This window comes from Methylobacterium mesophilicum (genome assembly GCF_036441335.1).
GTDB classification, from domain to species: Bacteria; Pseudomonadota; Alphaproteobacteria; order Rhizobiales; family Beijerinckiaceae; genus Methylobacterium; species Methylobacterium mesophilicum_B.
The window spans coordinates 1,346,442-1,367,825 of the sequence record NZ_MLBW01000034.1 but is presented as its reverse complement, the minus strand read 5'-3'; the positions used below and the strand labels follow the sequence as shown (position 1 = coordinate 1,367,825).

Below are 21,384 nucleotides of genomic sequence, written 5' to 3'. Positions count from 1 at the left end.
CCCGAGGCCGCCCCGCAGCGCGAGCCGCAGGGTGATCTCGATGTCGTCGGCGCCGCCGCTCGGGCGGCCGAGGCCGCCCGGCGCCTGCCAGCAGGCGGCGAGCGCCGGGTAGAGCTCCGCCAGGGTGTCGGCGGGTCTGGTCGCCACCCGGGCGACCGGCACCGGGACCGTGGCGCGCAGGGTCTGGGGCAGGCTCAGCGGGTAGCCGCCGCCCGGCCCGTCGGCGTAGCCGTAGAAGGGGGCGCCGTCATAGGCCGCGGCGGCCGCCGGGATCAAGCTCAGCAGGAGGATCGAGGCGGCGCGCCGGCCCGGCATGCGGCCGCTACTTGGCCTTCTCGGCGAGCGTCATGCTGACAATCTTGTCGGGATCCTGGACGGCCCCGCCCGGCGCGCCCGGGGCGGCCTTCTTGATCTTGTCGAGGACGTCGAGCCCGTCCGTGACGTTGCCGACGATCGTGTACTGGCCGTTCAGGAACGGCGCGTCGCCGAGGCAGATGAAGAACTGCGAGTTCGCCGAGTTCGGGTCCTGCGAGCGGGCCATGCCCACGGTGCCGCGGCGGAACTGGGCCGACTGCGTGAACTCGGCCGGGATGTTCGGCAGGCTGGAGCCGCCGGTGCCGTTGCCCTTCGGGTCGCCGGTCTGGGCCATGAAGCCGTCGATGACGCGGTGGAACTTGAGGCCGTTGTAGAAGCCCTGCGAGACCAGCGTCTTGATCTGCTTGACGTGCTTGGGCGCGATGTCGGGCCGCAGCTCGATGGTGATCCGCCCGTCCTTGGTCTGGAGATAGACCGTGTTGGCGTCGGCGGCCCGGGCGGCCTGGGCGGTGCCGAGCGTGAGGGCGAGCGCGAGGAGGGCGTGGCGTCGGTTCATCGGAATCCTTTCGGGATCGGGCAATCGTCAGGACTGAGCGGCGAAGCGCTGCCGGAGGCGCGCGGCGACGGGAGCGGGCACGAAGGGCGAGACGTCGCCCCCCATGCCGGCGATCTGGCGCACCAGGGTCGCGGTGATCGGGCGGGCCTGCGTCGAGGCGGGCAGGAACACGGTCTGCACCTCGGGCGCCATGGCGCCGTTCATGCCGGCGAGCTGCATCTCGTAGTCGAGATCCGTGCCGTCGCGCAGGCCGCGGATGAAGATCGCGGCGCCGCAGCGCCGGGCGGCCGAGACGGCGAGATCGTCGAAGGTGACGATCTCCAGCGCCGCGCCCTCGGCCTGGGCCACCGGCCCGCAGGTCTCGGTCAGCAGTGCCGCCCGCTCCTCGGCGGAGAACAGCGGCGCCTTGCCGGGATGGACGCCGATGGCGATCACGAGGCGGTCCACCAGCCGGCAGGCTTGGCGGACCACGTCGAGATGGCCGTTCGTGACCGGATCGAACGAGCCGGCGTAGAGGGCGGTGCGGGTCATCGCGACCCGACCTAGAGCATTTTCGCGCCGGACGGAACCGGGCGGTGCCTCACGCCTCCTCGCCGCCCTCCGGGCTGGCCTCGGCGCCCTCGTCCTCGCCCTCGATGTGCTCCACCGAGACGACCTTCTCGTCCTTGGCGGTGTTGAACACCGTCACGCCCTGCGAGGCCCGGCCGACGATGCGGATGTCGTCCACCGGCACGCGGATCAGCTGGCCGCCGTCGGTCACCAGCATGATCTGGTCCGAGGCCTCGACGGGGAAGGACGCCACGAGGCTGCCGTTGCGGGGATTGACCCGCATCGCCGTGATGCCCTTACCCCCGCGTCCCGAGGTCCGGTACTCGAACGACGAGGAGCGCTTGCCGAAGCCCCGCTCCGACAGGGTCAGCACGTACTGCTCGGCCGCGCCCATCTCGTTGTAGCGGTCGAGCGAGATCGCCGCCGCCTCGGCGCCGTCCTCGGGCTCCGCGTCGCCGTTCTCCTCGGCCTCACCGGTCACGGCGCGACGCATCTTCAGGTAGCCGGCCCGCTCCTCCGCGGTGGCGTCGAAGGCGTTCAGGATGGTCATCGAGATGACCTTGTCGTCCTTGCCGAGCAGGATGCCGCGCACGCCGGTCGAATCGCGGCCCTTGAACACGCGCACGTCCTCGACCGGGAAGCGGATGCACTGGCCCAGCGCCGTAGTCAGCAGAACGTTCTGGTCCGGACGGCAGATCTCGACATGGACGATGTGATCGCCCGGATCGAGCTTCATGGCGATCTTGCCGTTGCGGTTCACCGTGGTGAAGTCCGAGAGCTTGTTGCGCCGGACGTTGCCGCGGGCGGTCGCGAACATCACGTCGAGCGTCTCCCAGGACGCCTCGTCCTCCGGCAGCGGCATGATCGTGGTGATGCGCTCGGAGGTGTCCTGCAATTGCAGGATGTTCACCAGCGCCTTGCCGCGGGCGTTCGGGGCGGCCATCGGCAGGCGCCAGACCTTCTCCTTGTAGGCCTGGCCCTGGCTGGAGAAGAACAGCACCGGCGTGTGGGTGTTGGCTACGAACAGGCGGGTGACGAAATCCTCGTCGCGGGTCGCCATGCCGGAGCGGCCCTTCCCGCCGCGGCGCTGGGCCCGGTAGGTCGAGAGCGGCACGCGCTTGACGTAGCCGGCGTGCGACACGGTCACGACCATGTCCTCGCGGGCGATCAGGTCCTCGTCCTCGACGCTGCCGTCGAAGTCGACGATCTCGGTCCGGCGTGGGGTCGCGAACTGCTCGCGCACCTCCACCAACTCCTGCTTCACGATGGTCTGGATGCGCACCCGCGAGCGCAGGATGTCGAGATAGTCGGCGATCTCGTCGGCGAGCGTCTTCAGCTCGTCGCCGACCTCGTCGCGGCCGAGCGCCGTGAGGCGCTGCAGGCGCAGGTCGAGGATGGCACGGGCCTGGGTCTCGGACAGGCGGTAGGTCCCGTCCTCGGCGACCCTGTGGCGCGGGTCATCGACGAGCGCGATCAGCGGCGCGATGTCGTGGGCCGGCCAGTCGCGGGCCATCAGGGCTTCGCGGGCGGTGTTCGGGTCCGGCGAGGTCCGGATCAGGCGGATCACCTCGTCGATGTTGGCGACCGCGATGGCCAGCCCGCACAAGACGTGGGCCCGCTCGCGGGCCTTGCCGAGGAGGAACTTGGTGCGGCGGGAGACGACCTCCTCGCGGAAATCCACGAAGGCCTGGAGCAGGTCCTTCAGGTTCATCAGCTCGGGGCGGCCGCCGTTCAGCGCCACCATGTTGCAGCCGAAGGAACTCTGCAGCGGCGTGAACCGGTAGAGCTGGTTCAGCACCACGTCGGCCATGGCGTCGCGCTTGATCTCGACGACGATGCGCATGCCCGTCCGGTCGGATTCGTCGCGCAGGTCGGAGATGCCCTCGACGCGCTTCTCCTTCACCAGCTCGGCGATCTTCTCGACCAGCGTCGCCTTGTTCACCTGATAGGGGATCTCGGTGAAGATCAGCGCCTCGCGCTCCTTGCGCAGCTCCTCGACATGCGACTTGGCGCGCATGATCACCGAGCCGCGGCCCGTCGCGTAGGCCTGCCGGGTGCCGGCGCGGCCGAGGATCATGCCGCCGGTCGGGAAGTCCGGACCGGGCACGATCTCGGTGAGCTGCTCGATGGTCAAACCCGGATCGTCGATCAGCGCCACGCAGGCGTCGATCAGCTCGCCGAGATTGTGCGGCGGGATGTTGGTCGCCATGCCGACCGCGATGCCGCCCGCGCCGTTGACCAGCAGGTTCGGGAAGCGGGCCGGCAGGACGGTCGGCTCCTCGCGCGACTCGTCGTAGTTCGGTCCGAAATCGACGGTGTTCTTGTCGATGTCGGTGAGCAGCGCGGTCGCGGGCTTGGCGAGCCTTGATTCGGTGTAGCGCATCGCGGCCGGCGGATCGCCGTCCACCGAGCCGAAATTGCCCTGCCCGTCGATGAGCATGAGGCGCATGGAGAAGTCCTGCGCCATCCGCACGAGGGCGTCGTAGATCGATTGGTCGCCGTGCGGGTGGTAGAGGCCGATCACGTCGCCGACGATGCGGGCCGACTTGACGTATTTCCGCTCGGGCAGATGCCCGGATTCGAAGGCGGAGTAGAGGATGCGCCGGTGCACCGGCTTGAGCCCGTCGCGCGCGTCGGGAAGCGCCCGGCTCACGATCACGCTCATCGCGTAATCGAGGTAGGAGCGGCGCATCTCGTCGGTGATGGAGACGGGGCGGATGTCGCTGGCGGGCGGGGCTGCGCCAGTCGGATCGTTCTCGGCCAAGTCGGTTTCCGTTCTGAAGCCCGGACGGGCGATGCTCTCGGCCGTTCCCGGGCGGCGCGCGATGCGCCGGAACGGCCTCTCGGAAGAGCAGTGATATCAGACGGTTAAATAAGGTTTTCCAAGGCCGCCCGCAAGGTCGCAGCGCGGCTGCCGGCATGGTTGCCGGCATGGTTGCCGGCCGGGGTGCGTCCCGGCCGGATCGGGCCGGGACGCGGAGGGCCGCGCTCAGTAGAACGTGACGTGCCGGTGGCCGTACGGGCGGCCGTACGGGCGGCCATGCCAGACGTGGTGGCGGTGCCAGTGGCGGCGGAAATGGTGGTGCCGGTGCCAGTGATGGCGACGGTGCCAGTAGTGGCGGCGGTGGTGCCAGTGGCGCCGCCAGTGGTGGTGGCGGTGCCAGTGGCGGCGGTAGCGCCAGTGGGCCTGCTGCACCGCCGGCGCGGGCGCGGCGGCCTCGGCGCTCGCGGGGACCGGNGGGCGCACTCGCCAGCCCGCCGAGCAGCGCGGCGAGGAGGACCAGGATCGGCCAGGGTCGCATCGTTTCTCTCCCGTGTGAGCGCCCGTCCGAGTCCAGCGGATCCGGGCCGGCACGAGGCTCGCGCCGTCGCCTGAAACGGCCAAGGTCGGCAAACGGTTCGATCCGTTCTGACTGCGCAGACGCGCCGCCGTCGCGCAGCGCCCTCGCGCACCACCCTCGCTCGCCGCCCTTGCGCGGGGCCGGAAAGCGCCCAGTTTCCGACGACAGGCGCTTCCGGGCCGTCTCCCGCCCGGCTTCCCGATGAGCCGCGTAAGACCCCATGGCGTTCGCGTTCCCCGACACTTTCCGCGCCCTCCTCCCGCGCCGCTTCCGGGACCGACGCCCGCGGGTCGCGGTGGTCCGGCTGTCGGGCACGATCGGCGCGGTCTCGCCGCTCCGGCCGGGGCTCTCGATCGGGGGCGTCGCGGGCAGCCTGGAGCGCGCCTTCGGGATGCCGGGGGTGAAGGCGGTGGCGCTGGTGATCAACTCGCCCGGCGGCTCGCCGGCGCAGTCGCACCTGATCCACCGCCGCATCCGGGCGCTGGCCGACGAGAAGGGTGTGCCGGTGATCGCCTTCGTGGAGGATGTCGCGGCCTCCGGCGGCTACATGATCGCCTGCGCGGCCGACGAGATCGTCGCCGACCCGACCTCGATCGTCGGCTCGATCGGCGTGGTCTCGGCCGGGTTCGGCTTCCACGGTCTCCTGGAGAAGCTCGGCGTCGAGCGCCGGGTCCACACGCAGGGCGAGGCGAAGTCGATGCTCGACCCGTTCCGCCCGGAGGATCCCGCCGACGTGGAGCGCCTGAAGCGCATCCAGGCCGACGTGCAGGACCTCTTCACCGGCCTCGTCACGGCCCGGCGCCCGGGCCTGTCGCGCTCCGAGAACCTGTTCACCGGCGCGGTCTGGACCGGGCGGCAGGCGCTGCCCCTCGGCCTCGTCGACGCGCTGGGCGACGTGCGCACCGCGATGCGCGCGCGCTTCGGCGAGAAGGTCGACCTGCGCCTCGTCGCCGAGGCGCGCGGCGGCCTGCTCTCCCGCATCCTGCGCCGCGGCGGCGCGCCGGGCGGGATCGACCTGGCCGAGGGGGCGATGGCCGCGTTCGCGGAGCGCGCGGCCTTCGCCCGCTACGGGCTCTGAGGGCTCAGGCCGCGACCTGACCGAGGAAGCGCTCGATCTCGCCCTCGAGATCGGCCGCGACCGTGTCGACGGTCTGAGCCGCCTCGGTGACGGTGGCGGCCATGCGGGCCGAGCGCCGTGCGGCGCCGGCGACCGTGGTCAGGCCGCCCGCGATGGCCTCGGTGGCGCCGGCCGTGTCGGCGACGTTGCGGGAGATCTCCGCCGTGGCCGCCCCCTGGGCCGAGACCGCTGACGCGATCCCGCCCGTGGTGGCGCTGACCGCGCGCATCCGCTCGCCCATCCGGCCGATCGCCGCCACGGCCGCGGTCGTCGAGGCCTGCACGCCGGCGATCTGGCTGCCGATCTCCTCGGTCGCCCGCGCGGTCTGCGACGCCAGCGCCTTCACCTCCGCGGCCACCACGGCGAAGCCCTTGCCGGCGGCGCCGGCCCGGGCGGACTCGATCGTCGCGTTGAGGGCCAGCAGGTTGGTCTGCTCGGCGATCTGGCGGATCAGCCCGACCACGGCGCCGATGCGCCCCGCGGCCTCGGCGAGTTCGCCGATCTCGGCGTTCATCGCGTCCGACTCCGCGGCGGCCGTGGCCACCAGGGCCTCGGCCTGATCGAGCTGGGCGCCGATCTCGGCGATGGAGGCGGAGAGTTCCTCGGCGGCGCTCGCGACGGTCTGGACGCTGGCCGAGGTCTCGTGCGAGCCGCGCTCGGTCTCGGCGACGGCGACCTCCGCCTCGGCGGAGCTGGCCGCCATCTCGCCGGCCCGGGCGCGCATCGCGCCGGTGCTGGCGGTCAGCGCGTCCTTCAGGCGGACGACCTGCCCCCGGAACGCCTCGATGGCCCGGTCGAGGGCGGCCCGCCGCCGCGTCTCGTCGGCCGCGCCCGCGCTCTGCAGGCCCTCGAGCTCCCGGGTCCGCAGCCCGGCGACGCGCAGCACCTCGAGGGCGCGCGCCACGGTGCCGATCTCGTCGCCGCGCTCGGCGTGGGGGATCGCCGAGTCCAGGTCGCCGCCCGCGAGGCCCTCGATCCGCGAGGCGATCGCCGAGAAAGGTTGGAACAGCCGCGCCGCCGCGAGCCCGACGAGGGCGCAGGCCAGCACCGCGATGATCAGGGCGGCGACGCTGAGGCTCGTCATCGTCTGGGCATGGGCGTCGAAGTACATCTCGATCGGCAGGCCGACGAACAGGACGCCGTTCACCTTGCCGGCGGCGTCGACCGTCGGCTGGTACACCGTGTAGTAGCGCCGCCCGAACAGGGCCGCCGGCCCCTCGTAGATCCGCCCGGCGCGGATCGCGGCCTGGGCCGGGCTGTCGGCGGCGAGGGCCGTGCCGACCGCGCGGGTCCCGTCCTCCCGGCGCACCGTGGTCTGGCGCCGCACGAAGCTGTCGGAGGCGGGCTCGTAGCTGAACACCGTCGCCAGGCCGCCCGAATAGGCGACGGCGTCGTCCACCACGCCGGCATCGGCGAAGCCCGACAGGCTCGGCGTCGACACCCGGGCGACGCGCGCGCCGTCGAGATCGGCCGCCGCGCCCTCGACCCGCGCCGCCAGGACGAGCGCCAGAGTTCTCAGGTTGCGCTCGCCGTTGCTGCGCTGACGCGCCTCCATCTGCGACCAGGTCTGCCGCGAGACCGTGATCCAGATGGCGCCGGCGGTGAGTGTCACGGCGAGCATCGCCAGCAGGATGACTTTCGTAGACAGAGTCATCCTGCGCAGCGAATAGGAATGTGTGCGCATATATTGGTATCCGTGCCTATAGCCGGCGCGCACACTCGATTGTGAAGTCGAAATGACGGGTTAAGGCTCGCCAGAAAGGCGATGCATCGTCGTCGATCTCAACCCTGACCTGCACGGCGAGCAGAGACGCGGGCGAGCGCCGCGAGGTCCTTCTCGCCGTCGCCGTGGCTGATCGCCTCGATGAGACCGTCCCGCAGCACGCTCGCGAACGGCATCGGCACCCCGGCGCCCTCGGCCGCCTGGAGGGCGAGCCGCACATCCTTGGCCCCGAGCTTGAGGATGAAGCCCGGCGGCTCGTAGCGGTTCTGCGCGATCGAGGCGCCGTAGCCCTTGTAGACCGGCGAGGCGAACAGCGTGTTGGTCATCAGGTCGAGGAAGTCGGCGCCCGGGACCCCGTGGCCCTCGGTGAGGGCGCAGGCCTCGGCCATGGCCTCGATCGCCGAGATCAGCATGAAGTTGCCGGCGAGCTTGACGGCGTTCGCCCGCGTCGGGTCGTCGCCGAAGCGCCAGGTCTTCGCGCCCATCGCGTCGAGGAGCGGGCCCGCGCGGTCGATCAGGGAAGCCTCCCCCGCCGCCACGATGTTGAGCTTGCCGGCCTCCGCGACGTCCGGCCGCCCGAAGACCGGTGCCGAGATGTACGGGACGCCCGCCCGCGCGTGCACCGCGGCGAGCTGCTTCGCCAGGGCCACCGAGACCGTGCTCATCCCGACATGCAGGCCGGGCCGCTCCGGCCGGTCGAGGAGGCCGCCGGCCACGATCACGGCCTCGAGGGCCGCGTCGTCGGCCAGCATGGTGACGACCGCATCGCCGGCGAAGGCCTCGGCGGCGCTCGCCACCGGGGTGACGCCGTCGATGCCGCGCGCGGCCTCCGGCGAGCGGTTCCAGGCGCGGACCGTGTGGCCGGCCCGCGCGAGGTTGGCCGCCATGCCGCGGCCCATCCGCCCCATTCCGATGAATCCGACGTCCATGCCGTGCTCCTCGACGCGCTCTGCCGTCTGGCAACCTGGGAAACCCCGGCCGGCGGTCAACGGCCCCGGCCGCATTTGCGGCGATGTCACGGCGTGGCAAGCTCGGTCCATGCCGCAGAATCGCATCACCGACATTCCCGGCCTGCGGGTCGGTCACGCCACCGACCTGCGGCTCGCCAGCGGCGTCACCGCGATCCTGTTCGATGAGCCGGCCATCGCCGCCGTCGACGTGCGCGGCGGCGGGCCGGGCACCCGCGAGACCGACCTGCTCGACCCCGAGCGCACGGTCGAACGGGTCGACGCCTTCGTCCTCTCCGGCGGTTCGGCCTTCGGCCTCGACGCGGGGGCCGGCGTGGCGGCGTGGCTCGCCGAGGCCGGGCGCGGCTTCGCGGTCGGCGCCGTGCGGGTGCCGATCGTCCCCGGGGCGGTCCTGTTCGATCTCCCCAACGGCGGCGACAAGGCCTGGGGCCGCTATCCGCCCTATCGCGAGCTGGGCTTTCAGGCCGCCGCGGCCGCGGCCGCGGATTTCGCCCTGGGCTCCGTCGGCGCCGGGACGGGCGCGCGCACCGGGCGACTGAAGGGCGGGATCGGATCCGCCTCGGCGCACGTGCCTGGAACGGGCTTCCGCGTCGGGGCGCTCGCGGCCGTGAACGCCTTCGGCAACGCGACGATCGGCGCCGGGCCGCATTTCTGGGCGGCGCCCTTCGAGGTGGGCGACGAGTTCGGCGGCCTGGGCGCGCCGGTCCGGGTGCCGCCGGAAGCCCACGCCTTTCCGGCCCGCGCGCTGCCGGGCGCCGCCACGACGCTGGCCGTGGTGGCGACCGACGCGGCGCTGACAAAGGCGCAGTGCCGGCGCCTCGCGGTCGCCGCGCAGGACGGACTCGCCCGCGCGCTCGTGCCGGCGCACACGCCCCTCGACGGCGACCTGGTCTTCGCCGCGGCGACCGGCGCCGTACCCCTCCCCGAGCCGGTGGTCGACCTCGCCCGCCTCGGCGACGTCGCCTACCCCTCCCCGAGCCGGTGGTCGACCTCGCCCGCCTCGGCGACGTCGCCGCGCGGGTCCTGGCCCGGGCGGTGGCCCGCGGCGTGTTCTCCGCGACGAGCCTGCCCGGACACGCGCCGTCGCCGCCCCTGGCCGGGACGGGGCTTCCGCCGGCCTGGCGCGACGTGTTCGGCGCCTGAGCGGCGGTGCCGGCTCCGCCCGCGCGCGAAACAGCGCCACCGGCCTCGATCCAGGCCCGGTCGAGCGCGGTCGTCACGCATCGGGCCCGCCGCGCGGGCGGCCGCTTCCGTGGGGCCGGCGGTCAGCGCAGGGGCGAGCGTCCCTGGGGGAGCGCGATCGTCGCGGTCGCCTCCGCGATCTGGTCCGGGCCGCCCTTCGGGGGCCAGACCCCCGCTTCGTAGGCGCGGGTCCGCAGCGCGGCCCGCTCCTCCAGGCTCCGGAAGCCCCAGATGTGCGTGATGCGCGGCGCGCCGTCGAGGGCGTACAGGTTCACGACGAGGTGCTGCGTGTAGGCGCCTGCCGGCCCGATCGCGGCCTCCCAGGCCGCGAGGGTCGGCGGCAGGCCCCCCGGCTTCAGGCGATAGGTCCGGACCTCGTACACCCCGCCCCGGTCGCCCGTCCGGACCGGCGGCAGGAAGGGAAACGGGGCGTAGCTGTCCATCTCCAGCGCGGTGATCACGGGCCCGGCGTTGAACGGGTTGGCGCTGAGGAGGGCGCGCCGGCGCTCGGCGGTCATGTCCTCGGGCGCCGCGAACCCGCGCAGCACGATCAGGCGGCCCAGCGTGCCGATCTCGGTGCGCCAGCAGCCGACCAGCTCTCCCTTGGCATCGGGATCGTCCAGCCAAGCCTCGACGCCGGCAGAGACTTGGCCCACCGCGAGCAGCGGGCACGAGAGGGTCGCGAGTTCGTACAGCATGGGCGCCTCGGCGACGTCGTCCCGTCGACGTCAGGCCGTCAAAGCGGGAGAGCGTCTTTCGTTGCCATCCGGACGCCCGGACACGCCTCCGCCCGAGAGGCCCGGCCTCACAGCTCCGCGCGGGCATCCTCCAGCAGCTGCGCCAGCCCGCTGTCGACCTCGTCGGCGAGCATCGCCCGCTCGGCGTCGGTGAGGTCCTTCGCCCAGGCGCCGCTGCCGAACCCGTCCGTGCAGCGTGCCCGCTCCGAGGCGATGTAGGCCTCGGTCTCGACCGGCCGGGTCTTCATCGCGTGGACGAAGCCGAACCACGCCGCCCGCTCCACCACCGCGAGCCGCGCCCGCAGCCGGATGGCCACTGCCTTCTCCGGATCGATCCCGTCCGCACTCATCGTGGTTCTCCCGCGTCCTTCTCGGCGAGCCGATCGAGCAATCCCTGGAGCTGCCCCGGCACCGGCTCGGTCGCCGAACGCGCGTAGAGGACGCGCAGTTGCCGGCCGATCTCCGCGAGGCTCATGGAGCCCTTAGCGATCACCCGATCGGCCTGCCGGTTCAGGCTCTCCTTCTCGGCCGCCGTGACCTCCTTGGCGGTGAGCACCACCACGGGCACGTCGCCGTCGGGCCGCGACCGGAGCGCCCGCAGGAAGCCGAAGCCGTCCATCTCGGGCATCATCAGGTCGAGCAGGATCAGGCTCGGCCGCGCCTGGCTCACCCGCTCCAGGGCGATCCGGCCGTTCTCCGCCTCGTCGACGGTCCAGCCCTCGCGGCCGAGGGACCGGCGCAGGCGGTCGCGGGCATCCGCGTCGTCGTCGACCACGAGGACCCGCGCCTCGTTCGGCGCCGCGGGCCGGTAGCGCTCCATCAGGCCCTTGAGCCGGTCCCAGTCGATCGGCTTGACGAAGTAGTCGGTGGCGCCGAGCGCCTGGCCGAGCCCCTGCTCGGCCACCACCGAGGTCATGATCACCGGCGTCCCGGCGAGGTCGGGGTCGTTGCGCACCGCGTGCAGCACCGCCCAGCCGTCCATGCGCGGCATCTCGACGTCGAGCAGGATCGCCCGCGGCTTCAGGGCCCGGGCGAGCGTCAGGCCGGCACGGCCGTCGTTGGCGCTGCGGACGTGGAAGCCCTCGCGCTCCAGGAAGCGCTGGAGCAATTCCCGGGCGGCCGGGTCGTCGTCGACCAGCAGCACCGTCTCGTGCTGCTCGTGCGGCTCCACCGGCGTGTGCGCCTCGGCCTCCGCCGGCGGCGCGTCCTCGGGCCGCAGGGTCGCGGGCAGGCGGACCGTGAAGGTCGCCCCGGCGCCCGGCGTGCTGTCGACGCCGATATCGCCGCCCATCGTCCGGCAGAAGGCGCGGGTGATGGCGAGCCCGAGGCCGGTGCCGCCGAACTGCCGGGTGGTCGAATCGTCGGCCTGGACGAACCGCTCGAACAGGCGGCCGATCTGGGCCTCGGTCAGGCCGATGCCGGTGTCGGCGACCGCGAAGGACAGCCAGTCGGCCCCCGCGTCCCGGTGCCGTCGCACCGTCAGGGTGATCGTCCCCCGCTCGGTGAACTTCGCGGCGTTGCCGATCAGGTTCAGCAGGCACTGGCGGATCTTGGTCTGGTCCTGGTGCATGGAGCCCAGGCCGTCCGCCCCCGCCGCGCCGGCGTCGAGGACGAAGCGGTTGCCCTTCTTCTCGACCAGGGATCCGGTGGAATCGGAGACGTCCCGGAGCAGGTCGGCCACCGTGAAGGTCTCGGCCGAGGCGGTCATGCGGCCGGCCTCGATCTTCGAGATGTCGAGGACGTCGTTGATCAGCGACAGCAGGTGGCGGGCGGCCGCCTCGATCTTGCGCAGGTCGGGCAGGAGGGCGGCCTGACCGATATCCTCCAACTCCTCGCCGAGCATCTCGGAATAGCCGATCACCGCCGAGAGCGGCGTGCGCAGCTCGTGGCTCATGTTGGCGATGAACTGGCTCTTCGCCCGGTTGGCCGCCTCGGCGGCCTGCCGGGCACGCTCCACCGCCTCCTCGGCCTCCTTGCGCTCGGTGACGTCGACGCAGGTCCCGACCCATTCCCGCAGGGAGCCGTCCTCGGCGAGGACCGGCACGCCGCGCACCTCCATGGCACGCCAGGCCCCGTCGTGGCGGCGCAGCCTGTACTCGACCTCGTAGGTCGCGCGCGCCTCCACGCAGGCGGCCCAGGCATCGGCCGCGTGGCCCCGGTCTTCGGGATGGACGGCATCGAGCCAGCCCCAGCCCTGGTAGGCCTCCTCGGTCTGCCCGGTATAGGTGCTCCACCGGACCTGCGGCGGCATCAGCTCGCCCGCCGCGTCGGTGTTCCAGATCACCGCCGCCGAGGCGTCCACCAGCGCCCGGAAGCGCTGCTCCGAGTGGCGCAGGCGCTCCTCGACCGCGCGGCGGCCCGTGATGTCGGTGTTGGTCCCGTACCAGCGCAGGATCCGCCCGGCTTCGTCCCGGTAGGGCAGCGCCTTCGACAGGAACCAGCGATAGCTCCCGTCGCGACCGCGCAGCGGGAACGTGTCCTCCCAGGACCGGCCCAGCGTGATCGCGGCGCGGTAGCGCTCGGTCACCGCCGCGACGTGGTCCGGGTGGTGGACCGTGCGCCAGCCCCAGCCCCGCATCTCGTCGAGGGAGGTGCCGGTGTAGTCGTACCAGCGCTGATTGTACCAGACGATCGTGCCGTCGGCCTCGGCGATCCAGGCGAGCTGCGGCAGCGTCTCGGCGAGGTTGCGGTAATCGGCGTCCGTGACGGATCCTGGGCCGCTCTCAGTCTCGCTCATCGACCCGACGCTGTCCCGTCACCCGCCCCGGCGGCGGCTTGAACCAGTATTCCTTATACACGCATCGCGTCGGGATCCGACCGCGCCGCCGCGGCCGGCGGGCGGCGGAATCGCAGGGCGTCGACCGTGTAGAGCGCGAGCGCCGCCCAGATCAGCGCGAGCATCAGCGCCCGATGCGGCTCGACGCGCTCGCCGTAGACGAGGACGCTCAGGACGAGCAGGCAGGTCGGCGCCACGTACTGCAGGAGGCCCAGGGTCGTCAGCCGCAGGCGCACCGCCGCGGCGGCGAACCAGATCAGCGGCAGCGCGGTGGTCAGGCCGGTGAGCATCAGCAGGGCGCGGTCTGCCGGCGCGGCCGGCAGGAACGGCTCGGGCGACAGGACGAGCCAGACGACCGCGGCCGGCAGGAGCAGCAGGGTCTCGGCCAGGAAGCCGACCAGCGCGTCGACGCCGACGATCTTCCGGGCGAGCCCGTAGAGCGCGAAGGTCACCGCCAGCGACAGCGACACCAGGGGCAGCTCGCCGGCCCAGACCACCGCGGCGGCGACGCCGGTCGCGGCGATGCCGATCGCGACGGCCTGCGCCGGCCGCAGGCGCTCGCCCAGCACCACCCGGCCGAAGGCGACGCTCACGAGCGGATTGATGTAGTAGCCGAGGCTCGCGTCGAGCAGGTGCCCGCTGCTGACCGCGTGGAGGTAGAGCAGCCAGTTCACGCCGATCATCGCCGCCGAGAGCAGCAGCAGTGCGTGGCGCCTCCGGAGCGGCCGCGGCAGGTTGAGGCGGTGGCGGGCCGCGAGGATCAGCGCCAGCGCGCCGGCGAACACGCTCGACCAGACGATCCGCTCCGACAGGATGTGGTACGGCGAGTAGGCCCCGAGCATCCGGAAATGCACCGGGACCAGCAGGCCCCAGCTCAGGTAGGCGGCGAGCGCGTAGACGAGGCCCACGGAGTCCTCCCGATCGACCCGGATGGAAGGCCGGGTCCGCGGGCTTTAGCGCGCCGGCCCGGGCGCCGTCATGGGGGATGGTGCAGGGCTGCCACCCGGCCGGTTTCAGCCGGCCCGAATGGTCGCGCGGAAGCGCCGGACCTCGCCGATGCGCCCCGCGACGGTCTCGGTCGCCCCGACCTGTCGCGGACCTGTCCGTCGACCCGCGGCCTGGAGGGGCTGCCGCGGCGCCGGCGTCAGGGGGCCCGCCAGCCGCCCTGCCAGCCGGCATCCGAACGGTGCCAGGCCGCCCGCCGGTGGCCCCGTCGGTCGAGGTAGAGGAGATCCAGGCGCTCGGCCCGGACGAGAACGGCGGCGAAGTGCGGCCTGCCGAGCGTCGCGGCCGCGGTCTCGTCCGGAAGGCTGTAGGCGCCGCCCGCCGGCAGCGCCGTGCCGGGACCGGGCTGCGCCCCGTAGCACACCCGGCTCATCGCCCGGGACCCCGTCCAGGCGGCCTCGGCCAGCGCGTCGTCGGTGTGCAGCGCGGCGCGACCCTCGACGCGGATCTGGATCTTCGCCGCCGCGTCGTAGGCGGCGAGGGCGCAGGCGGGATCGGCCAGGATCTCGGAGGCCTTGTCGGAGCGGCGGTCGCAGTGGAACCGGAGCGTTCCCTCGGCCGGGTCGGCGGCGCGCAGGACCACGGTGCGCAGCCGCGGCCCGCCATCGGCCCCGACCGTCGCCAGGGTCGGCAGGTGGAAGCCGCCACGGCCATGGGCGGCGCCGTCCGCGAGCAGCCGCCAGAGTTCCGCGAAGGCGGCGTCGAGATCGTCGTAGAAGGCGGGCAGCGGCGTCCGTGTCATGCGGCGCCCCGCTTCCGCCGCCGCTCGCGGAAGATCAGCGCGAGGTTGCGCAGGTAGATGCCGGTGGAGAGGCCCTGGCCGATGATGATCACCGGCTCGCGGCGCACGAATCCGTAGACCAGCGTCATCATCCCGCCGAGGATCGACAGGAACCAGAACGACAGCGGCATCACGCTCCGCCCGGCCCGTTCGCTCGCGATCCATTGCAGGATGAAGCGCGATCCGAACACCACCTGGGCGACGATGCCGAACACCAGCCAGAAGTCGAGCCGGGTGACGAACACGTCGTAGAAATAGGCCGGCAGATCGTGGGCGAGCTGGATCAGCATCCGACGTCCTGGTCCGCGGGTTGGCCGGCCGGCGGCTCCGCCGACGCGCCGGTCGGGCCGGCGACCTCCTCGGGCCGCGGATCCGCGCGCTTGCGCCGGATCAGCCACCAGACGCCGGCGAGATCGAGGAGCCCGACCCAGAGGCGGTCGAACAGGCCGTAGTTCGACACGCCCGTCAGCCGCGGCCGGTCGACCACGTCGCGGTGGACGACCGAGAAGCCCTCGCGGGCGACCAGCGCCGGCATGAACCGGTGGAGCGCGTCGAAGTACGGCAGCCTGAGATACACGGCGCGGCGGAAGACCTTCAGGCCGCAGCCGGTGTCGCGGGTGGAGTCGTTGAGGATCCGGCCGCGCACGCCGTTGGCGATCCGGGACTGGAGCATCTTGAAGCGGCCGTCCTTGCGGCCGCGCCGCTGGCCCTGGGCGAGGCCGGCCCCCGGTCCCGCCGCCTCCAGGGCCGCGAGCAGCGTGGGGATGAAGGCCGGATCGTTCTGGCCGTCGCCGTCGAGGGTCGCGACGATCCCGCCGCGGGCCGCCAGGACGCCGCTGCGCACCGCCGCCGACTGGCCGCCGCTCCGNTCTACGTGGATGACGGCTCCACCGCCGGCGTGCCGTCGGTGGAGCCGTCATCCACGTAGATCAGCTCGAAGGCGAGATCCGCGCAGGCGGCCTCGATCTCGGCCACCAGGGGGGCGATGTTGCCGGCCTCGTTCTTGACCGGCACGACGACGCTGAGATGCGGGGATGCGCTCACGGGGCCACCGCGTAGGCCGTCACGAAGACCCGGCGGCCGGTGTTGAGGTTGAAGCCCTCGACCTCCGCCAGGGGCGCGGGCGCGCCGCGGCCCACCGGCCAGGCCGCGTTGAAGTCGTCGCGCTCGCGCGACTCCACGTAGAGCAGGCGGCAGCCGCCGCCCTCGAGGAAGGACCGGGCGGCGGCCCCGTCGGGCGGCAGGGCGAGGCCGGTGCCGATCAGGAAGACGAGGCTGGGCTCGCGGTAGCCGAGGCTCGCCACGAGCGGGTTCGCGCACGGCATCCGGTCGCGCAGGGCCGCGAGCCGCGGCGAGACCTTCAGCGCCGGCAGCGAGCGCTGCGCTACGCCCAGCACCGCCGGTCCGAGCAGGACGGAGGCCAGGACCCCCAGGACGAGGGCGCGCTCGGCCGAACCCTGCGCGAAGGCGAGCCAGGCCAGGAATGCGACCGCGCAGGCGGCGGCGAGCAGCGGGAGGGCCGGCCACGGGATCGTGTGGGCGTCGAGCCGCCAGCCGGCGAGGCAGAGGCCGAGGGTCAGGGCGACCGGGATCGCCGGCAACAGCAGGGCCGTCAGGCGCGCGCCCCGTAGGCGGGGGTCAAGCGCGCCCCGCTCCAGCGCCACCACGGTCAGGATCGCCAGCCAGGGCATCAGCGGCAGCACGTAGTGGGGCAGCTTGGTCGGGACCGCCTCGAAGATCAGCCACGCCGGCAGCACCGCGGCGATGAGGAAGGCCGGGGCGGCCTCCCGCCGCGCCCGCCACGCGAAGGGCAGGCTCATGGCGGTGAAGGAAGCCGCCGGCCAGAAGGTCGCGAAGAACACGAGGGCGTAGGCCCCGGGCGGTCCCCAGTGCCGCTCCGCCGCCCCGCCGACCTTGCCGAGCATGTCGTGCCCGACCGCCTCGGCGTAGAAGGCGCCGCCGCTCTTCCAGGCGATCGCCGCGAACCAGGGCGCCACCAGCAGCAGCGTGAGGGCGACGCCCGGCCACGGCCGCAGGGGCAGGAGCCAGCGGCCGGACCGCGCCGCGAGCGACAGGCCGAGCGCCGGAAGCGCGACGAACAGCGGCACCATCGGCCCCTTCACCAGGATCCCGACCGCCATCCCGAGCCAGAACGCCGCGAAGGTCGGTCCCGAGACCGGCCCGCCGTCCCGCGGCGCCAGCCACGCGCGGGCGAGCGCGGCGAGGCTCGCGGTGGCGCAGGCGGCGAGCAGCGCGTCGGTCTTAGCGAGGTGGGCCTCGGCCGAGAGCATCAGGCAGGCGCCGTAGAGGGCGGCCGCCAGCAGCGCCGACCGTCGCGGCAGGAAGGCGAGCGCCGCCCAGTAGGCGAGCAGCACCGAGGCGACGGCGCCGATCAGCGAGGGGATGCGGTACAGGGCGATCTGGGTGCGGGCGCCGGGCACGCCCAGCGCCTCGCCGGCCGCCACGGCGGCGGCCTGCGCCCAGTAGATCCCCACCGGCTTCTTGTGCCGCGCTTCCCCCTGGAAGCGGATATCCACGAGGTCGCCGCTCTCCAGCATCTGCTTCGAGGCCTGGGCGAACCGGGGCTCGTCCCGGTCCATCGGCTGCAGCGAGATCTGGCCCGGCAGGAACAGGATCAGGCACAGCGCCAGAAGGGCGGCGACGGCCCTGGCATGGGTGAGGCTCAGCGCGTCGAGCCCGCGACCGATCCGGTCGACGGGGGCAAGGCGCGGCGCGCCGCCGGCGGAGAGGCTCGTGGTCATGCCGGGCCGGTCAATCAGGAACGCGCCGCGAGGTCAAATACGGCGCTCTCGCCGCGACCGGGATCTCAGGCGCCCCGATCCTCACCTGTCCGGGACGGGGCCGCCCGGAGCGCGGCGCCCGGCCCCGTCCCGCCCTAGGACGCCGCCCGGAGGCGCGCGAAACCGGCGTCGAGGTCGGCCTTGAGGTCGGCGGTGTCCTCGAGGCCGATGTGGAAGCGGAGCGCCGGTCCGCCGGGGGCCCACCGGGTCGCGGTCCGGTAGCCGGCGCAGTCGAACGGGATCACGAGGCTCTCGAAGCCGCCCCAGGAGAAGCCCATCCCGAAGAGCTGCAGCCCGTCCAGCATGGCGGCCACCGCCGCCTCCGGCACCGGCTTGAGGATCACCCCGAACAGGCCCGAGGCGCCGGAGAAGTCGCGCTTCCAGATCGTGTGGCCGGGATCCTCGGGCAGGCCGGGATGCAGCACCCGCAGCACCTCGGGCCGCGCCTGGAACCATCGGGCCATCTCCAGACCGGCGCGGCCGTGCTCGCGCAGCCGCAGGGACATGGTCCGCAGGCCGCGCAGTGCCAGGAAGATGTCCTCGGCGCCGGCGCACATGGCGAAATGGTCGAAGGTGCGGCGCACGGCCGGGTAGTAGCGCGCGTTCGCGGAGGTCAGGCCGATCAGCAGGTCCGAGCCGCCGCTCAGGTACTTGGTGCCCGCCTCCACGGCGATGTCGACCCCGCGCGCGTGCGGCGGGAACAGCAGCGGCGTCGCCCAGGTGTTGTCCATGATCACGCAGGCGTCGTGGGCGTGCGCGACCTCGGCGATGGCCGGGATATCCTGCATCTCGAAGCTCTGCGAGCCGGGCGCCTCGACCAGCACGGCCCGGGTATTCGGGCGCATCAGATCCGCGATGCCGGCCCCGATGACCGGGTCGTAGTAGGTCACCTCGACGCCGTAGCGCGCCAGCACGCCGTCGCAGAACTGGCGGGTCGGCCGGTAGGCGGAATCGGTGACGAGGAGGTGGTCGCCCGCCGAGACCGCGGCCATCAGCGCGACGGTGAGCGCCGCGAGGCCGGAGGGCGTCACGACGGTGCCGGCGGCGCCGGCGAGTTCCGTCCACGCCTCCGTCAGCGAGTCCATCGTCGGCGTCGCCGAGGTCCCGTAATTGTAGCGGCCGCGCCGGTTCTTGATCGCGTCGTAGCTCGGGTAGAGGACCGTGGAGCCGCGGTAGATCGGCGTGTTCACGAAGCCGTGCTGCTCGCCCGGGTCACGGCCCGCGTGGACGAGGCGCGTCGCGGGCGCGAAGGTCTGCTTGGCGTCGGGCGAGGGCTTCAGGGACATCGAGGCTCGGAGATCGCGTTGCGGTGCACCGCACGAAGCGCGCCGCGCCGGGCGAGGTCAAGCCGGACGCGCGGCCTCCCGGCGCCGGCCCGCCGCGTTATCCGCGATCACGGCTTCTCGGGCGGGTCCGAGACGACGGCCTCCTCGTAGGCCTCCATCCAGGCGGCGCGCTCCTGGGAACCCTCGGGATAGGGGCATTCGCTCACGGGCTTCCCGTAGAGGCGCGCGTTGCGGCCCTGGATGAACGGGCTGTCGCTCGCGGTGGCCTGGACGTTGGTCAATATCGCCTCCCGAAGACTTGGAGTGGGGCTTCGTTAACGGCCGCGCCGTAAATCTGTTGCCGTCTCAAGTCGCGCCCCGGGTCGTCGCGTGCGTATCCTGCGTTCCCTTCTCGGCGCCGTCCTCGTCCTCGTCTCGACGGCGACCGTCGCCCTCGTCAGCGCCGACCGGCTCGCCCATCTGGCGCCGGCGCCGGTGGTCCGTGCCGCCCAGGCCGAGCCGTCGGCGACGGGGTCGATCCCGGCCCCGGCGAAGGCCGCGCCCGCGCCGAAGCCGGCCGTGCCCAGCATCCCGAACGGGTTCGACACGGAGCGGCTGCACGCGCTGATGCGCGGCGACCCGATCCTGCCGGGCCGCTGACGGCGGGCCGGATCGCGCTCACCCCGTTCCGGGTCTCATCGCGCGGCGCTCGGCGCGCGGCGCGACGGGGAATCGGGCCGATCGGCCGTGGACCGCCCTACCGCGCCGTCCGGAAAACCTGCAGGTCGAGGTCGCGGACCTTCTTGCGCAGGGTGTTGCGGTTGACGCCGAGCAGCTCCGCGGCCCGGATCTGGTTGCCGCGGGTGGCGGCGAGCGCCGCGCCGATCAGCGGTCCCTCGATCTCCCGCAGGATCCGGTGGTACAGCCCGGGGGGCGGCAGCGTGTCGCGATAGCCGGAGAAATAGTCCGAGAGGTGCCGCTCCACCGCGCTGGACAGGGTCTCCGATTCGCCGTTGGCCTTGCGGGCGGCGCCGTTGGCGGCCGGGGTCGCGGGCGTCGCCAGCGGCAGCGTGTCGAGCTCGGCCTCGATCACCGGGCCGGTGATCGTCTCCTGCGGGTAGAGGGCGGCGAGCCGCCGGACCAAGTTCTCGAGCTCGCGGACGTTTCCGGGCCAGCGGTAGCGCTTCAGCCGCTCCATCGCGTCGCCGTCGAGGGTCTTGCGAGTCAGGCCCTCGCGCTCGACCAGAACGAAGAAGTGGCGGACGAGGTCCGGCACGTCCTCCGAGCGCTCGCGCAGGGCCGGCAGCCGCAGCGGCACGACGTTGAGGCGGAAGAACAGGTCCTCGCGGAAGATGCCCTGCTGGATCGAGACCCGCAGGTCCTTGTTGGTGGCCGCGATGATCCGGACGTTGGTGCGGATCGGGACGCGCCCGCCCACCGTCGTGTACTCGCCCTGCTGCAGCACGCGCAGCAGCCGGGTCTGCGCCTCCATGGGCATGTCGCCGATCTCGTCGAGGAACAGCGTGCCGCCCTCGGCCTGCTCGAACCGGCCGGCGGAGCGCTGGAGCGCCCCCGTGAAGGCGCCCTTCTCGTGGCCGAACAGCTCGGACTCGATCAGGTCGCGCGGGATCGCCGCCATGTTCACCGGCACGAACGGGCCGGTGCGGCGGCGGCCGTAATCGTGCAGCGCCCGGGCGACCAGCTCCTTGCCGGTGCCGGACTCGCCGGTGATCATCACGGTCAGGTCGGTCGGCATCAGCCGGGCGAGCGCCCGGTAGATCTCCTGCATGGCCGGCGAGCGGCCGACCAGCGGGATGTCCTCATTCTCGGGGGGCGCCCCGGCCGGCGCCGCGCCGCGGGGGCGCGAGAGCGCCCGGCCCACGATGGCGATCAGCTCCTTGAGGTCGAAGGGCTTCGGCAGGTACTCGTAGGCGCCCCGCTCCGAGGCGCGGATCGCCGTCATGAAGGTGTTCTGCGCGCTCATGACGATGATCGGCAGCTCCGGCCGCACCCGCTTGATGCGCGGCAGCAGGTCGAACACGTTCTCGTCGGGCATGACCACGTCGGTGATGACGAGATCGCCCTCCCCCTGCGCGACCCAGCGCCAGAGGGTGGCGCAGTTGCCCGTCGAGCGGACCTCGTAGCCCGCCCGGGACAGCGCTTGGTTCAGCACGGTGCGGATGGCGGCGTCGTCGTCGGCGACGATGATGTGGCCGTTCGGCATGACTCTCTACTCAGACCTCCGACGGGGGCCGGATTCGGGGATCG

The 21,384-nt window shown here is 73.0% G+C and carries 18 protein-coding genes and 3 pseudogenes; 4 read left to right on the top strand and 17 right to left on the bottom strand.

What is annotated here, in order from left to right:
* The 4 genes and pseudogenes from MMR14E_RS27325 to gyrA all read right to left on the bottom strand — a co-directional run.
* Nucleotides 1–315, bottom strand: a pseudogene (locus MMR14E_RS27325) (hypothetical protein); the annotation flags it as partial.
* 7 nt (nucleotides 316–322) lie between these two features.
* Nucleotides 323–871, bottom strand: coding sequence for a peptidylprolyl isomerase (locus tag MMR14E_RS27320; RefSeq protein ID WP_020095390.1), 549 nt, complete (start codon nucleotides 869–871; stop codon nucleotides 323–325).
* A gap of 27 nt (nucleotides 872–898) precedes the next feature.
* On the bottom strand, nucleotides 899–1,402 hold the full coding sequence (gene coaD / locus MMR14E_RS27315; protein ID WP_331318582.1) for a pantetheine-phosphate adenylyltransferase: 504 nt from the start codon (nucleotides 1,400–1,402) through the stop codon (nucleotides 899–901).
* Between the two features lie 49 nt (nucleotides 1,403–1,451).
* Nucleotides 1,452–4,184, bottom strand: a complete 2,733-nt coding sequence (gyrA, locus tag MMR14E_RS27310; protein ID WP_331318581.1) for a DNA gyrase subunit A — start codon at nucleotides 4,182–4,184, stop codon at nucleotides 1,452–1,454.
* Between the two features lie 797 nt (nucleotides 4,185–4,981).
* Here gyrA and MMR14E_RS27305 point away from each other — a divergent pair.
* Nucleotides 4,982–5,839 (top strand): S49 family peptidase, encoded by an 858-nt coding sequence (locus MMR14E_RS27305; RefSeq protein ID WP_331318580.1) that lies wholly within the window; start codon nucleotides 4,982–4,984, stop codon nucleotides 5,837–5,839.
* A 4-nt stretch (nucleotides 5,840–5,843) separates the two neighbouring features.
* On the opposite strand, the gene MMR14E_RS27300 is transcribed toward MMR14E_RS27305, so the two are convergent.
* Both MMR14E_RS27300 and MMR14E_RS27295 read right to left on the bottom strand, forming a co-directional pair.
* A complete protein-coding gene (locus MMR14E_RS27300; RefSeq protein WP_331318579.1) occupies nucleotides 5,844–7,532 on the bottom strand; it encodes a methyl-accepting chemotaxis protein in 1,689 nt (562 codons plus the stop codon).
* A gap of 128 nt (nucleotides 7,533–7,660) precedes the next feature.
* A complete protein-coding gene (locus MMR14E_RS27295; RefSeq protein WP_331318578.1) occupies nucleotides 7,661–8,530 on the bottom strand; it encodes an NAD(P)-dependent oxidoreductase in 870 nt (289 codons plus the stop codon).
* On the opposite strand from MMR14E_RS27295, the pseudogene MMR14E_RS27290 reads away from it, so the two are divergent.
* Together MMR14E_RS27290 and MMR14E_RS29400 are read left to right on the top strand one after the other, a co-directional pair.
* A pseudogene (locus tag MMR14E_RS27290) lies at nucleotides 8,415–9,434 on the top strand (P1 family peptidase); the annotation flags it as partial. The gene MMR14E_RS27295 and the pseudogene MMR14E_RS27290 sit on opposite strands and share 116 nt — an antisense overlap.
* 116 nt (nucleotides 9,435–9,550) lie before the next feature.
* Nucleotides 9,551–9,712 carry a hypothetical protein gene (locus MMR14E_RS29400; RefSeq protein WP_419539443.1) on the top strand — a complete coding sequence of 54 codons (162 nt, stop codon included), beginning with the start codon at nucleotides 9,551–9,553 and terminating at the stop codon, nucleotides 9,710–9,712.
* Nucleotides 9,713–9,834: 122 nt separating this feature from the next.
* Here MMR14E_RS29400 and MMR14E_RS27285 read toward each other — a convergent pair whose 3' ends face one another.
* The 10 genes and pseudogenes from MMR14E_RS27285 to MMR14E_RS27240 all read right to left on the bottom strand — a co-directional run bounded on the left by MMR14E_RS27285 (nucleotide 9,835) and on the right by MMR14E_RS27240 (nucleotide 19,418).
* Nucleotides 9,835–10,449, bottom strand: a complete 615-nt coding sequence (locus MMR14E_RS27285; protein WP_331318577.1) for an NIPSNAP family protein — start codon at nucleotides 10,447–10,449, stop codon at nucleotides 9,835–9,837.
* 107 nt (nucleotides 10,450–10,556) lie between these two features.
* The gene (locus MMR14E_RS27280) at nucleotides 10,557–10,838 is read right to left on the bottom strand and encodes a hypothetical protein (RefSeq protein ID WP_331318575.1); all 282 of its coding nucleotides are present in this window, start codon (nucleotides 10,836–10,838) and stop codon (nucleotides 10,557–10,559) included.
* A complete protein-coding gene (locus tag MMR14E_RS27275) occupies nucleotides 10,835–13,225 on the bottom strand; it encodes a response regulator (protein WP_331318574.1) in 2,391 nt (796 codons plus the stop codon). Before MMR14E_RS27275 ends, MMR14E_RS27280 begins: the two co-directional genes overlap by 4 nt.
* Nucleotides 13,226–13,278: 53 nt before the next feature.
* Nucleotides 13,279–14,172, bottom strand: a complete 894-nt coding sequence (gene rarD, locus MMR14E_RS27270) for an EamA family transporter RarD (RefSeq protein WP_331318573.1) — start codon at nucleotides 14,170–14,172, stop codon at nucleotides 13,279–13,281.
* A 236-nt stretch (nucleotides 14,173–14,408) separates the two neighbouring features.
* Nucleotides 14,409–15,011, bottom strand: coding sequence for a pyridoxamine 5'-phosphate oxidase family protein (locus MMR14E_RS27265; RefSeq protein WP_331318572.1), 603 nt, complete (start codon nucleotides 15,009–15,011; stop codon nucleotides 14,409–14,411).
* Complete coding sequence (locus MMR14E_RS27260) at nucleotides 15,008–15,340, bottom strand: lipid-A-disaccharide synthase N-terminal domain-containing protein (protein WP_012319136.1); 333 nt, start codon at nucleotides 15,338–15,340, stop codon at nucleotides 15,008–15,010. Before MMR14E_RS27260 ends, MMR14E_RS27265 begins: the two co-directional genes overlap by 4 nt.
* A pseudogene (locus tag MMR14E_RS27255) lies at nucleotides 15,334–16,094 on the bottom strand (glycosyltransferase). Before MMR14E_RS27255 ends, MMR14E_RS27260 begins: the two are co-directional and overlap by 7 nt.
* Complete coding sequence (locus MMR14E_RS27250) at nucleotides 16,091–17,812, bottom strand: ArnT family glycosyltransferase (RefSeq protein ID WP_331318570.1); 1,722 nt, start codon at nucleotides 17,810–17,812, stop codon at nucleotides 16,091–16,093. Before MMR14E_RS27250 ends, MMR14E_RS27255 begins: the two are co-directional and overlap by 4 nt.
* A 134-nt stretch (nucleotides 17,813–17,946) precedes the next feature.
* The gene (gene metC / locus MMR14E_RS27245) at nucleotides 17,947–19,137 is read right to left on the bottom strand and encodes a cystathionine beta-lyase (RefSeq protein WP_331318569.1); all 1,191 of its coding nucleotides are present in this window, start codon (nucleotides 19,135–19,137) and stop codon (nucleotides 17,947–17,949) included.
* A gap of 107 nt (nucleotides 19,138–19,244) precedes the next feature.
* Nucleotides 19,245–19,418 carry a ribosome modulation factor gene (locus tag MMR14E_RS27240; RefSeq protein ID WP_012319140.1) on the bottom strand — a complete coding sequence of 58 codons (174 nt, stop codon included), beginning with the start codon at nucleotides 19,416–19,418 and terminating at the stop codon, nucleotides 19,245–19,247.
* 88 nt (nucleotides 19,419–19,506) lie between these two features.
* Here MMR14E_RS27240 and MMR14E_RS27235 point away from each other — a divergent pair, with 88 nt between their 5' ends.
* Nucleotides 19,507–19,776: a hypothetical protein gene (locus tag MMR14E_RS27235; RefSeq protein ID WP_273563933.1), complete on the top strand. Its 270-nt coding sequence runs from the start codon at nucleotides 19,507–19,509 to the stop codon at nucleotides 19,774–19,776.
* Between the two features lie 97 nt (nucleotides 19,777–19,873).
* Here MMR14E_RS27235 and ntrC read toward each other — a convergent pair whose 3' ends face one another.
* Nucleotides 19,874–21,340: a nitrogen regulation protein NR(I) gene (gene ntrC / locus MMR14E_RS27230; protein ID WP_331318568.1), complete on the bottom strand. Its 1,467-nt coding sequence runs from the start codon at nucleotides 21,338–21,340 to the stop codon at nucleotides 19,874–19,876.
* Between the last annotated feature and the right edge of the window lie 44 nt (nucleotides 21,341–21,384).